Annotated in this window: 9 protein-coding genes and 1 other RNA gene; 4 read left to right on the forward strand and 6 right to left on the reverse strand. The window is 67.3% G+C overall.

Translation table 11 applies throughout. The features are described 5' to 3' along the window. The first annotated feature begins 246 nt into the window (after positions 1-246). Positions 247-1,317 carry an acyltransferase family protein gene (locus ITJ57_RS15505; RefSeq protein ID WP_370582503.1) on the forward strand — a complete coding sequence of 357 codons (1,071 nt, stop codon included), beginning with the start codon at positions 247-249 and terminating at the stop codon, positions 1,315-1,317. Positions 1,318-1,461: 144 nt separating this feature from the next. Then, positions 1,462-3,225, forward strand: a complete 1,764-nt coding sequence (locus ITJ57_RS15510; protein WP_194670948.1) for an alkaline phosphatase family protein — start codon at positions 1,462-1,464, stop codon at positions 3,223-3,225. A gap of 24 nt (positions 3,226-3,249) precedes the next feature. On the opposite strand, the gene ITJ57_RS15515 is transcribed toward ITJ57_RS15510, so the two are convergent. Then, positions 3,250-3,606 (reverse strand): hypothetical protein, encoded by a 357-nt coding sequence (locus ITJ57_RS15515; RefSeq protein ID WP_194670949.1) that lies wholly within the window; start codon positions 3,604-3,606, stop codon positions 3,250-3,252. 164 nt (positions 3,607-3,770) lie between these two features. On the opposite strand from ITJ57_RS15515, the gene ITJ57_RS15520 reads away from it, so the two are divergent. Continuing rightward, entirely contained in the window at positions 3,771-5,381 is a 1,611-nt protein-coding gene (locus tag ITJ57_RS15520; RefSeq protein ID WP_194670950.1) for an HNH endonuclease signature motif containing protein, read from the forward strand. Between the two features lie 639 nt (positions 5,382-6,020). Here the strand turns inward: ITJ57_RS15520 and ITJ57_RS15525 are convergent. From ITJ57_RS15525 to ffs, 5 genes are all read right to left on the reverse strand, one after another. Continuing rightward, on the reverse strand, positions 6,021-7,115 hold the full coding sequence (locus tag ITJ57_RS15525) for a hypothetical protein (protein WP_194670951.1): 1,095 nt from the start codon (positions 7,113-7,115) through the stop codon (positions 6,021-6,023). A gap of 400 nt (positions 7,116-7,515) precedes the next feature. Then, entirely contained in the window at positions 7,516-8,607 is a 1,092-nt protein-coding gene (locus tag ITJ57_RS15530; RefSeq protein ID WP_194670952.1) for a hypothetical protein, read from the reverse strand. A gap of 173 nt (positions 8,608-8,780) precedes the next feature. Beyond that, positions 8,781-10,043, reverse strand: a complete 1,263-nt coding sequence (locus tag ITJ57_RS15535; protein WP_194670953.1) for an acetate/propionate family kinase — start codon at positions 10,041-10,043, stop codon at positions 8,781-8,783. Between the two features lie 12 nt (positions 10,044-10,055). After that, entirely contained in the window at positions 10,056-12,224 is a 2,169-nt protein-coding gene (gene pta / locus ITJ57_RS15540; RefSeq protein ID WP_194670954.1) for a phosphate acetyltransferase, read from the reverse strand. A gap of 180 nt (positions 12,225-12,404) precedes the next feature. Further along, positions 12,405-12,501: signal recognition particle sRNA small type (ffs, locus tag ITJ57_RS15545), an RNA gene on the reverse strand. A gap of 154 nt (positions 12,502-12,655) precedes the next feature. Between ffs and ITJ57_RS15550 the strand changes: the two genes are divergently transcribed. Beyond that, a complete protein-coding gene (locus ITJ57_RS15550; protein ID WP_194670955.1) occupies positions 12,656-13,306 on the forward strand; it encodes an SDR family oxidoreductase in 651 nt (216 codons plus the stop codon). Positions 13,307-13,520: the final 214 nt, after the last annotated feature.

Genomic DNA, 13,520 nt, shown 5'->3' on the forward strand with positions numbered 1-13,520 from the left:
CCGGGTTAGCAACCACCGACGCGATTAGGGCCGAGTCTTCACAATAGGCGCAGGTCGTCGGTTTCGTGGTGCAGACGTTCTACCTCTTCCTCAAACGACCTCCGCACTACGCGCGCTTTACTACTCGAGCAAGATGGTGACCGGTTTGAAGCCTTTGCGAGAATATCGCTACGCGGTCCATTTACACGCTACACTGAGCGCGTACTCAGGGGGAATATCACAAATATCACGGGCCGCTTTCATGGCATAGACGGACTCCGCGCGTTCGCAGTAGTCGCCGTAATTGCCGCTCATGCCCACGTCCCCTGGTTCCATGGCGGCGGCGTGGGCGTTGAAGTATTCTTCGGCATCAGTGGGTTCCTGATCACCTATCTCCTGATCCAGGAGCAGAAGAAGAACGGTCGGATCGCTCTCGGCCTGTTCTGGCTTCGCCGGCTAGTTCGCCTCATGCCAGCGTTGATTCTCCTTCTCGTTTGCATCAACGGATTCGCGATTGTGATCGCGCCTTTCACTTCCAATGATTACCTGAATCAATCGGTGATAGCCACACCGTCAGTGCTGTTCTACTTCGCGAACTGGATGGTCGTAGCGACCAACTCGGCGTTTCTCGGCTGGTTTGGCCCGCTATGGTCCCTGTCAGTAGAAGAGCAGTTCTATTTTGTATGGCCCATCGTCGTCCTGCTGTGCTTCCGTTTTAAGCACTCCCTACGGGTAATCGGAACCGCGGCCGCAGTTATTGCGACCGGTGCAACGATCAACCGCTTCGTCATCTTCGACGGCACGAATTTGTACCGAACGTTTGGCACCGACTTCCGCGTCGACATGCTGCTGGCCGGGGTTCTACTCGCGGTCGGTCTCCATGCCGGGGGAGCCCCGGTGATTAGGAGAGTGTCGAAGGTCCTGGCAGGTCCTGCGGCGCTGTTCCTGCTCGTCATTTGTGTCATCGTGCCGGATTTCCCCAGCGCAGACTCCCCAGATGGTGCGCGCCTGTACTATACGCTCGGACTGCCGTTCGTGGCCCTCGCAACCGTATCGGTTATCGGGTATCTTGTAACCCATCAGAGCGGTCGAGTTGTTCGAGTACTGTCCTGGCGCCCACTCGAGTACACGGGACAGATTTCGTACGGTATGTACCTCTGGCACTACCCGGTCGTCGAGCTTCTTCGAGCCGCCGTGAGCAACACGACGCTGATCTTTGTGCTTTGTATGCTGGGAACGTACATCGCCGCGACGCTCTCATGGGTACTCGTCGAGCAGCCGCTTCAGCGACGCTTCCATCAACGACTGAAGCCGCGCGCTACCCTTGTCGCAACATAGCGACCGCCCGCATCAAGAGGCACGATCTCTTGTTCGGGCGGAAAACGTCCCAGGCCACGCTCTCACGAATCCGAGGCGCCCGTACGCTAGTCAAAACGAGTAGCGGCCCTCAGATGAGTGAGCCGCAGATCTGGGGCTCAGGTGATGCACGACGAGGAACCACCTCCGGACTCTGAACACGAGCCAACCCCCGCTCCCCACCGCAAGCGCCCCGCCTCCCGCCGCGACTTCTTCCGCGCGGCGGGCTTCGGCGTCGCCGGCCTCGCGGCGGGCGGTGCCGTCGCCGGGGGCATCGCAGCCGCGACAGCCGCCAACCCGCAGGAGGACTACGGCTTCACGCCGCTGCCGAAGCGCAGCGAACCGGGGTTCGACCACGTCGTGGTCGTCATGTTCGAGAACCGCTCCTTCGACCACATGCTCGGCTGGCTCTACCCCGCGGGCGGCGAGCCGGCCGGGCAGACCTTCGACGGCCTCGCGCAAGGCGACTACAGCAATCCCGGCGAGTCGGGCGAAGCGGTCCCGGCCCACGTCTACAGCGGGCCTACGGACAGGATCATGGCGCAGCCCGACCCGGACCCGGGCGAGTTCTACCCGCACGTGAACACCCAGCTGTTCGGCACGATCGATCCCGAGAGCAACGGCGACCTCCGCAACCCGCTGCAGCCACCGTGGAACCTCCCGGCCGACACCTCGTCGCCCACCAATGACGGCTTCGTGAAGGACTACATCGTCAACTCCACGCTCGCCCGCGGCCGGAAACCCACGCCCGAGGAGTACGCGGTCGTGATGGGCGGTTTCTCCCCCGAGATGTTGCCGGTGCTCTCCACTCTCGCCAAGAACTTCGGCGTGTACGACCACTGGTATGCGGCGGTCCCGTCGCAGACGTTCTGCAACCGCTCCTTCTTCCACGCGAGCACGTCCCACGGCTACGTCACGAACATCGAGGGCGACGGCATCGGCAAGTGGTTGAGCGCCCCCGCCGTCCCGACCGTGTTCAACCGGCTCGAGGAGGCCGGCAAGACGTGGCGGGTCTACTACGACGCGCAGCAGGTCGTCTCGCTCACCGGTCTGCTGAGCGCCCCATCGATCGAGCAGTACTGGAAGAGCAACTTCCGCAGCATGGAGCAGTTCCACGAGGACGCGGCGAACGGCGATCTACCCGACTATGCGTTCGTCGAGCCACGCATGGTGTTCGACCACAACGACATGCACCCGCCGGTGGTACGACCCGACAACCCTGGTCGGGACGACGTCGATCCGGAGCTCGACTCCGCCTACTCGGACATGCGCGCCGGCGAGCAACTGCTGGGCGAGGTCTACACGGCGGTCAAGCAGGGTGCGTCCACAACAGGTTCGAACGCGATGAACACCGTTTTGCTCGTCACCTTCGACGAACACGGCGGCATCTACGACCACGTCGCCCCGCCCAAGGCGACGCCGCCGTCCGGTGAGCCCGAGGCCGGCGAGATGGGGTTCACCTTCGACCGATTGGGTCTCCGCGTGCCCACCATCGTCGTCTCGGCGTACACGAAGGCCGGCAGCGTCATCAACGACGAGATGCACCACGGCTCCCTCATGAAGACGCTCGCCGAGCTGCACGGCCTCGACCCCCTGACCGAACGCGACCGGACCGCCACGAGCATGTTCAACGCGGTGAACCTCACGACGCCGCGGCAGGCAGTTCTGTGGCCGACGGTGACCCCCGCCTACGTCCCGCCGAACCCCGAGGCGAACGCGCGCGCCGATCGCGACAAGGACCGCAAGCGTCCGCTGACACCTCCGGCGCTCGGCCTCATCGGCATCCTCCTCGCGAAGTACGAGCCCGGCGCTCCACTCCCCGACAACTATGCCGACGCATACGCAGTCCTCATGAAGCACGGAGACGGGTTGTTCGGCACGCGCGGCTGAAGCCGGCGATCCTGCCGAGGCTTCTCAGAAGACGACGTCGGCGACCAACGGGAACTCGGTGATCGGGTCGTCGCCGAACGGGGCGAGCTCCAGGTAGGTCGGGCGGTCGTCATCGATGAACACCAGGAGGAACGCGTCCGCGGTACTCGCCTCAAGCACCGTCCGACGGCCCGGGCTCGCACTGTCGGCCTCGGCGCTCGGAGCCAGATCGATCGAGGGGCAACTGCCGCACCCGCAGGTGCCGTGCACCATGGCCGCGGCGGCCTGCTCCGCCCACCGCTCCCGGTCTGACACGGCGATGGACTCGTCTGATCCGAACGCCGTGCCGCGAGTGAGCAGGGCGAGGAGGACGTCTCGCTCGCGAGCGGTCAATGGGCGCACCCATCGAGTGTAGGCGAGCGACCCGTGCTCCCCTCGACGTCGGTGGATGCGTCCCGTCGGCCTGGCAGCCCTGCACGGAGACGACACTTGTTGTCTAAAAGGCCCAGGTCAGCGCCATATTCGGCCGGAAGTCGAATGTCAGTGGCTCATGTTTGGATGTACCCATGTCCAGCAGCCCACGCGTTCCCCTCGGCCCGGTCTCGGCCGACCCCATGGGCGCGCTGAGCGAGACGATGTCGGACCTCCTCCGCACTTGGTCCGGGGCACTCGACCCCATCCGCCCGGGCGACGACGCCGTCGAACAACTCGCGGGCATGAACGACGCCGGCGTGGTCCGCGTGCTCGACCAACTCGGTGCGATGCAGCACCTGGTGGAGGTGCTGGCAACGCGGGTGATGGGATCGGTCGCCGAGCGCTCCCGCGGCGGCATCGTCGGACACGACCCACTGGCCCGTAGCCACGGATACGCTTCGCCCGCGGTCATGCTCTCCGAGCGTTGGCGCATCCCTCGCGGACGCGCCGCCACGATCACCGCGGTCGCCCAGGCCATCACCTCGAAGCGCGCCCTCACCGGCGACGTGATCGAATGCGACCGCCCGGAAATCGCCGCAGCCATCGAACCCCGGCCCGCCGTCGCTGGCGCCAACGCCTGCGAGCAGTTGTCGCCGTTCGACACCCCGACGTGCACGGTCGACCACGACGGCATCGACCCGACGGACCACCCGCGTCTCGTCCGCTCCGCACTCAGCGTGGACGGCGCAGGCGCACTCCTCCGCGAACTGCGGCTTGTCAGCTCAGGGGTCGACGCCGACCGGGTGCACATGGCCGTGAGCGCAGGCATCGAACACTGCGACGGTGCACCGCTCGCCGAGGTCAACAGCCTCGCGAGGCTCGTCCGCACCAGCCTCGACCAGGACGGCCCCGTGCCCCGCGAGATCGCCCTCCGCCGGCAGCAGCGCTGCACCCTGCGGGAGTTGCCGGACGGCATGACCGAGCTTCGCGCGTTCCTCGCTCCCGAGGCTGCCGGGTGGGTCCGTGCGACCATGGACGCCGTCGTCGGCAAGCAGCTCCGGCAGGTCCGGTTCGCCGACCAGAGCGCGATCGAGGCGGGCACGGAAGACCCGAGCGCAGTGCAGCCGTCGGCGGACCCGTTCGACGATGCCTACGTTCCGGCCGCAGAGATGCCCGACACCCGCACCATGGACGAACGACGCGTCGAAGCCCTCGTGGAGGTGTTCCGCCACGCAGCGGGCTGCGAGACCGCCGTCACCGAACTCGCGCCGGTCTCCCTCATCATCCGCATGGACGACGAAGACCTCGTCGACGACAGTCCGTGGTCCGACGGCAAGGCCTACATCGACGGGGTCTCCGAGCCCATCACCGCCGGAACCGCCCGCCGCATGGCTGCGGACGGCCGCATCATCCCCATGGTGCTCGGCGGGCCGTCCCAGGTCCTCGACCTCGGCGTCGGCACGCGGCTGTTCAGCAAGGCACAGAAGGTCGCACTGGCCGAACGCGACGGTGGCTGCGCCTGGACCGGCTGCACCCATCCACCGTCGTACACGGAAGCACATCACCTGCAGTGGTGGTCACGCGGCGGCCCGACCGACCTCAGCAACGGCATCCTCCTCTGCGGGTTCCATCACCATCGCATCCACAACGACGGATGGGAGGTCACCGTGCGCGACCACGTGCCCTGGTTCATCCCGCCTGACCACGTCGATCCCCACCGCATCCCGCGGCGGGGCGGTAAGCCGCGACTGCGGGTCGCGTAGAGCGCTCGTGCACGTGCACGTGCACGTGCACGTGCACGTGACCGTACGTACTGCGCGCGGTGAGATGTCTGGGGGAACGACGATGAGAACCCGACGACCAATCCACTCGGGAGAGCGCTCCGAAGCATCTATTCCGGTCGTTTTCGTCACCCGAATGCGCGAACGGCCGGTTGCATCACCCGATCCACCCCGATCGCGGTCGATGCGGCAGGGCGGAAGGCAGCAACGGAGCTGCACTCCGCCCGCCACACCTCGCGTGATACGGCTCACACGGACGTCGGGCCCTTCGGCAGGCTCAGGGACCGGAGATGGTCGCGACGCCCTTCGACAAGCTCAGGAACCGAGAGTGGTCGCAAGCCCTTCGACAAGCTCAGGGACCGGAGATGGTCGCGACGCCCTTCGACAAGCTCAGGGACCGGAGATGGTCGCGACGCCCTTCGACAAGCTCAGGAACCGAGAGTGGTCGCAAGCCCTTCGACAAGCTCAGGGACCGGAGATGGTCGCGACGCCCTTCGACAAGCTCAGGGACCGAGGGTGGTCACCGGGCTCTTCGACAAGCTCAGGGGTCGGGTACAGCACGAAGCCCCGCCGTCGACCGGAGTCGAGGACGGGGCTTCGCAGGGAGTAACTAGGCCGTGACTAGGCCGTGACCTGCCCGCCCTTGCGGCGAGCGGCAGCGAACAGCATGCCGGCAGCACCGAGGAGCAGCAGCGCAGCAGCGCCACCGACCAGGACACCCGAATCCGAACCGGTGTCAGCGAGCGTCGGAACAACCGGAGCACCAGCAGCGACCGGGTCAGCGATGACCGCGATCGAGTCAGCAGCGACCCGACCAGCGGTGTCCGTCACCGAGAAGGTGTACGTACCGACCTGGATGCCTTCACCCTCGAGGGTCAGACCCTCAGCGACGAAGCCACCGTTCTCGTCGGCGATGACCGTGTTGGCACCGTCAGCCGAACCGAAGATCTCACCGTTCGGGTCCGTCACCGCGATCGACAGGGTGTCGCCAGGCGTGAAGCCAGCAGCCGTGACACCGAAGCCGGCGCCACCGGGACGCACGTCGGAGAAGAAGATCGTGTCCGGGGTGACCTGGACGCTCGGGACTGCAGCGACGGGAGCCACGAAGGAGTACGTGTCGTTGAGGTAGGTGATCGACTGGACGACGTCGTCGCTGCCAGCAGTGGCCTTCACACCGAACCCGAGGATCTCGTAGTCGTTGCCGATCGCGGCGCTGATCTCTTCGATCGAAACGGGCGTGTTCGCGGGGATGCCCGGCAGGTCATCCGTGCTCGCCTGCCACGGCGGTCCGGGGATGTTCGCCGGGCCCGCGAGCGAAGCGCTCACGGTCGTGGTCGAGTCCACGTCACCGGGAATGACACGGACCTGAACCTGGAAGTACGCAGCCTTGAGCGACGAGACGAAGTCCGCGGACGTCAAGAGCGTCTGGAACGAGATCGTGGCGGGCTCCGGAGCGTCGTACGCGTACATGATCTGCGAGTCGCCGGTGAGCACGAGGCCGGCGTCGGTGATCTGGGCAGGCGCGCCAACCTGGTCGGCCGGCAGGGCCTCGTACCAGCCGGTGGCGGTAGCGGGGTCGATGCTGCCCTGGAGCTCGTCCGGGGTCACCTGGTAGTCGAACGCAGAGGCAGAGCCCGCGACGAGGAGGGTGGATCCGGCGACAACTGCGAAGCCGGTGGCGAGAGCCGCGATGCGGCGTGACGTCGTGATTTTCACTGAGAGGAGAACCTTCGTTTAGGGGTCCGATAGGCGCGATGCACCTGTTGGTTCTCTGAGACTAAGGGAACTCACAGAGAAACTGAATTAGGGGAACCACTGATTTTTGCGCAGGGTGGCGTGGAGTGCGCGGGAACCTGGTTTTGCAACCTTTCGACAGACTCAGGGACCGAGGTGGTTGCGACGCCCTTCGACAGGCTCAGGGACCAAGGTGGTCGCGCGCCCTTCGACAGGCTCAGGGACCGAGGTGGTTACGACGCCCTTCGACAAGCTCAGGGACCGAGGGTGGTCGCGACGCCCTTCGTCGAGCTCAGGGACCGGGGTGGCCGGGTGCAGCACGAAGCCCCGCCGTCGACCGGAGTCGAGGACGGGGCTTCGAAGAAGCGGAACGAGGCGGTGACTAGGCCGTGACCTGCGCGCCCTTACGGCGAGCAGCAGCTACCAGCATGCCGGCAGCACCCAGGAGCAGCAGCGCAGCAGCGCCACCGACGAGGACGCCGGAGTCCGAACCGGTGTCAGCCAGCGTCGGAACAACCGGAGCACCAGCAGCGACCGGGTCAGCGATGACCGCGATCGAGTCAGCGCGAGCGATGCCGGCACTGTCGGTCACGGTGAACGTGTAGGTACCGACCTGGATGCCCTCGCCCTGCAGGGTGAGGCCCGCAGCGGCGAAGCCACCGGTCTCATCGGCGATGACCGTGTTGGCACCGTCGACGGAGCCGAAGATCTCACCGTTCGGGTCGGTCACGGCGAACGACAGGGTGTCGCCCGGGTTGAAGCCCGTGACGGTCACGCTGAAGCCGGCGCCGCCGGGGCGGACGTCGGAGAAGTAGATCGTGTCGGGGTCGACGACAACCAGCGGGTTGAAGACCGGTGCGACAACAGGAGCGGCGAAGTTGTACGTGTCAGCACCGAACGTGATGGTCTGCAGCGTGTCGACCGTGCCTGCGTTGGCGAAGACACCGAACGCGAGGAGGTTGAAGTCTCCGAGCGCAGCGTCGACCTCGGCGACCGTGTAGTTCGTGTCGACGTCGAGGCCAGGAACGGCCTGGCTCACAACCCAGTCACCACCGAGGTTCTCGACACCGGGAAGCGCAGGACGCAGGGTGGTGAACGTCGCGTCCGTGCCGTCGGCGAAGACCGGGATCTGCGCGTAGAGGTCGTCCTCGACCGAGGTGTACGTGAGGCCGCCGGCGACGGTCGTGAAGCCGCCAGCCTGGATCGGCACGCCGGCGTCTTCGTTGAACCCGTAGATGATCTGCGAGTCACCGGTCATGGTGAGGCCGGCGTCGCTCAGGACGGCCGGAGCACCGGGAGCGGCAACGCCCTCGTGCCAGCCGGTGTAGTTCGTCTCGTCGGGCGCGATCTGGTCTGCGGTGACCTGGATCTCAGCTGCGGAAGCAGGGCCGGCGATGAGGAGGGTGGATCCGGCGACAACGGCGAGGCCGGTGGCGAGAGCCGCAGCGCGGCGTGATGACGTCTTCAATTTCACTGAGGTGAGTACTTTCGTCTAGGGGTCCGACAGGCGCGACGTACCTGTTGGTTTTCCGAGACTAAGGGAATTCTCAGGGAAAGTTAATAGGGGGAACCACTGATTCCTGTGTCCTCCGCTCGGGGGACATGCGCGGGTAGCGCGTCGGCAGGGTCAGTGACCGGTGCCGACAGCTAGGCCAGGGCGGCGACCGTCTGGCGGGCGATCTCGAGCTCCTCGTTCGTCGGGACGACGAGCACCGTGACCGGCGAGTCGTCCGTCGAGATGACCCGGATGCCACGCACACGCTCCGCGTTGCGCTCTTCGTCGAGGACGATGCCGAGCCCCTCGAGCCCCTGCACCGCACCGGCACGGATCTGCGGCGCGTTCTCGCCCACGCCGGCCGTGAACACGACGACGTCGAGCCCACCGAGCACCGCGAGGTACGCGCCCAGGTAGTGCCGCAGCCGGTGGACGGTCACGTCGAGCGCGAGCTGCGCCGCCTCGTCACAGTTCGACGCCGCATCCGAGACGTCGCGCATGTCGCCCGTGCCCGACAGGCCGAGCAAGCCGCTGCGACGGTTGAGCAGCGTGTCGAGCTCGTCGAACCCGAGCCCTGCCTTCCGATGCAGGTGGAACAGCACCGCCGGGTCGATGTCGCCCGAGCGCGTGCCCATCACGAGGCCTTCGAGCGGGGTCATGCCCATCGACGTGTCGACGGAACGGCCGCCGTCGACCGCGCACACCGACGCGCCGTTGCCGAGGTGGAAGACGATCTGCTTCAACTCACCCAGCGGGCGATCGAGGTAAGCGGCTGCCGCCTCCGACACGAACTTGTGCGAGGTGCCGTGGAACCCGTACCGACGGACCCGGTGCTTCGCCGCGAGCTCGGCGTCGATCGCGTACGTGTACGCCGCGGCCGGGATCGTCTGGTGGAACGCCGTGTCGAACACGGCCACGTGCGGGACGTCAGGGAACGCGGCCTGTGCGGCGGTGATGCCCTGCAGGTTCGCGGGGTTGTGCAGCGGGGCGAGTTCCGAGATGTCCTCGATGTTGATCTTCACGAGATCCGTGACGACCGTCGGCTCGAAGAAGCGCTTGCCGCCGTGCACGACGCGATGCCCGACCGCGATCGGTGCGTGCTCCTCGAGCGAAGGACCGTGCTCGGCGAAGGCGTCGAGCATGACGCGGAACCCGGCCGTGTGGTCGGGGATCGCCCGCTCGATGATCCATCGTTCCTCGATGGGCGTCGCGTCAGTGTCGGTCGCGTCGTCCTCGGTCTCGTCGGCCTCGCCCGAGTTCGTGTCCTCGTAGGTCATCGCGCGGTGCTCGGCCGCGCCCGTCGCATCGCCGATCCGTTCGACGAGCCCGCTAGCGAGCGTCCGCTCCGTCTCGACATCGATGAGCTGGTACTTGAACGACGAGGAACCGGAGTTCACGACGAGGACGGTGGGCATGTGCGTGTGGACCTATTCCTGCTCTTGCGCCTGGATGGCGGTGATGGCGACCGTGTTGACGATGTCCTGCACGAGCGCGCCGCGCGACAGGTCGTTGATCGGCTTGTTCAACCCCTGCAGCACCGGCCCGATGGCGACGGCACCGGCCGAACGCTGCACCGCCTTGTACGTGTTGTTGCCGGTGTTGAGGTCGGGGAAGATGAACACCGTCGCGCGGCCGGCGACCTGCGAGTCGGGCATCTTCGTCGCGGCGACCGCGGCGTCGGCGGCAGCGTCGTACTGGATCGGCCCCTCCACGAGGAGGTCGGGGCGACGCTCCCGCACCTGCCGTGTGGCCGAACGGACCTTCTCGACGTCGGCACCGGCACCGGAGTCGCCCGTGGAGTACGACAGCATCGCGATCCGCTGCTCGATCCCGAACTGCTCGGCCGTCTCGGCCGAGGAGATCGCGATGTCGGCAAGCTGGGCGTCCGTCGGGTCGGGGTTGACCGCGCAGTCGCCGTAGACGAGCACGCGGTCGGCGAGCGCCATGAGGAACACGCTCGACACGACGGAGACGCCGGGCTTCGTCTTGATGATCTCGAACGACGGGCGGATGGTGTGCGCCGTCGTGTGCGCGGCACCGGAGACCATGCCGTCGGCGAGGCCGAGGTGCACCATCATCGTGCCGAAGTAGGAGACGTCGGTGACGGCATCGTTCGCCATGTCGATCGTGACGCCCTTGTGCGCCCGCAAGCGTGCGTACTCCTGCGCGAACTTGAACCGCAGGACCGCGTCGAACGGGCTGACGATCGTCGCCTTACTGAGGTCGATGCCGAGCTCGATCGCCCGCGACCGGACCTCGATCTCCTCGCCGAGGATGGTGAGGTCGGCGACCTCGCGGGCGAGCAGGGTGCCGGCGGCGCGCAGGATGCGGTCGTCGTCGCCCTCCGGCAGGACGATGTGCTTGCGGTTCGACCGGGCCCGCTCGAGCAGGCCGTACTCGAACATGAGCGGGGTGACGACGTCGGCACGCGCGACGTTGAGCAGCTCGAGCAGCAGCGGAGCGTCGACGTTCTGCTCGAACAGGGCCAGCGCGGTGTCGTACTTGCGCTGCGAGTCGGCGGCGAGGCGTCCGCGGGTGTTCATGACGCGGACCGCGGTGTCGTACGTGCCGAGGTCGGTGCTGACGATCGGCGGGATCTCACCGAGACCCGAGATGAGCTCCTCGACGGCCGCCGGAAGGGGGAACCCGCCGTTCAGGACGATGCCGGCGATCGACGGGAAGGTGTCGGAGGCGTTCGCCATGAGCGCGGCCAGCAGGACCTCGGTGCGGTCGGCGGGGATCACGATGACCGCGCCCTCCGTCAGCCGCGGCAGCACGTTGACCATCGACATGCCGGCCACGACGACGCCGAGCGCCTCACGGGTGAGGAGTTCGGCGCTGCCCTTCACGAGGGTGCCGTCGACGGCCTCGAGGATGCTGTCCATCGTCGGTGCGATGAGGAAGGTGTCCTCCGGGATGGCCCAGACGGGCACCATCGCGGCGCCGGCCGCGTGCCCGGCCGGGGCGACGACGGACGCACCCGAGGAACCGTTGGGGTGGATCGCGTCGCTGATCGCCGCCGTGATCTCGAGCAGCTTGTCGGGGTCGGCGCGATTCGCGACGACGGCCAGCAGCTGGGCGTGGGCGTCGGCCAGCTCGCCGAGTGCGAGTTCTGCGATGTTGCGCATGTCGTCGGGCGTGCGCGCGAGCGACTGACCGAGCTGCTCCCCCGAACCCTGGCCGGCGCGTCCGCCGAGCACGAGGAGGACGGGCGCACCGAGGTTCGTGGCGATCCGGGCGTTGTAGCCGAGCTCCGTCGGGCTGCCGACGTCGGTGTAGTCCGAGCCGAGGATGACGACGGCGTCGCACTGCGCCTCGACGTGCTTGTAGCGCTGGACGATCCGCGAGAGCGCCGCCTCGGGGTCGGCGTGCACGTCGTCGTAGCTGACGCCGATGCAGTCCTCGTAGGAGAGGTCGACGCCGTCGTGCTCGAGCAACAGCTGCAGCACGTAGTCGGGTTTCGTCGTCGAGCGCGCGATGGGCCGGAACACCCCGATCCGCTCGATCTGATGACTCAGGGTGTCGAGGACCCCGAGGGCCACCGTCGACTTCCCGGAGTGTCCTTCGGCAGAGATGATGTAGATGCTTCGCGCCACGCGTTCCAGCCTACGGGGACGGGGTCCGTGGGGGCTGGGTAACCGCACAATGTCGGGTTGCACGGGGGCCGGGTAGCACGGGGGCGGGTTGCACGGAGGGCCGGGTCGCACGGGGTCGGGTCGCACGGGGTCGGGTCGCACGGAGGGCCGGGTTGCACCGGCGTGAGGCTGCCGGACGCACGAAAAGACTCCCCGCGCACCCGCCAGAGCCCGGTTACCCTTGCTGCGTTTCCGCCCTGGGGGAGTTGGCCTGGATGGCGCCACGCGGGGAGCCGTCACCCAGTGTACCCGAGCCGCGACCGGGTTGCGTACGCTCCGTCGGAGGCGTTGACTGGCGGATCTGGGGCCACCGGCCGCAGACCCTCGATCGACCGCCGCTCCCACGAACGGGCGGCGCGAGGATCGACACCGCATCGAACGAGAGGACTCACATGACCGACGTCGTCATCGCCGGAGGACACGGACAGATCGCGCTGCACCTGCAGCGTCTGCTCGCCGAAGCAGGCCACACCCCCGCGGGCATCATCCGCAACCCCGAGCAGGTGGGCGAGCTCCAGGGCATCGGCTCCCGCGCCATCGTCCTCGACCTCGAGCACTCCTCGTCGGCCGAACTCGCCGACGAGCTCGCCGGAACCGACGTCGTCGTGTTCGCCGCCGGGGCCGGCCCGAACAGCGGCGCCGACCGCAAGCTCTCCCTCGACCGCGACGGAGCCGTCCTCCTCGCCGAGGCCGCCGAACTCGCCAAAGTCCCGCGCTACATCATGGTGTCCGCGATGGGCACCGACGACTTCGACCCCGAGTCGGACGACGTCTTCCAGGTGTACTTGCGGGCGAAGTCCGAGGCGGACGCCGACCTGCGCGGCCGCGACCTGGACTGGACCATCGTCCGTCCGGGCGGCCTGACCGACGACGCCCCCGCCGGCACGATCACCGCCGCGACGACCACCGACCGCGGCTCGATCCCGCGCGCCGACGTCGCCGCCGTGCTGTTCGCGCTCATCGAGTCCGGTGCGGCCTCCCGCACCCAGTTCGAGGTCATCGGCGGCGAGACCCCGATCCGCGAGGCGCTCTCGGCTCTGTAACACATCTGCACCTCGACAGGCTCGGTGAACGGATCCCCGTTCCCGGGCCTGTCGTGGTTTCCGGCGCGACCGGTCCGCGTCCCGGTCCCTGAGCCCGTCGAAGGCTGGGCACCGCTGCAGCCTCGACCGTGTGCGATCGACCCCGAGCACATATGAAGCTCCTGTGCGGCATCGCCTAGGGGTGTTACCTGTTCGTTATCAGTCTTAGGATCGG

This window comes from Plantibacter sp. VKM Ac-2880, assembly GCF_015351235.1.
Classification (GTDB): Bacteria; Actinomycetota; Actinomycetes; order Actinomycetales; family Microbacteriaceae; genus Plantibacter.

Excerpts from the sequence above, each read along its gene's own strand:
- ITJ57_RS15550 (WP_194670955.1), top strand. The coding sequence starts at position 12,656 with ATGACCGACGTCGTCATCGCCGGAGGACACGGACAGATCGCGCTGCAC.
- ITJ57_RS15510 (WP_194670948.1), top strand. The coding sequence starts at position 1,462 with ATGCACGACGAGGAACCACCTCCGGACTCTGAACACGAGCCAACCCCC.
- ITJ57_RS15535 (WP_194670953.1), bottom strand. The coding sequence starts at position 10,043 with ATGCCCACCGTCCTCGTCGTGAACTCCGGTTCCTCGTCGTTCAAGTAC.
- ITJ57_RS15520 (WP_194670950.1), top strand. The coding sequence starts at position 3,771 with ATGTCCAGCAGCCCACGCGTTCCCCTCGGCCCGGTCTCGGCCGACCCC.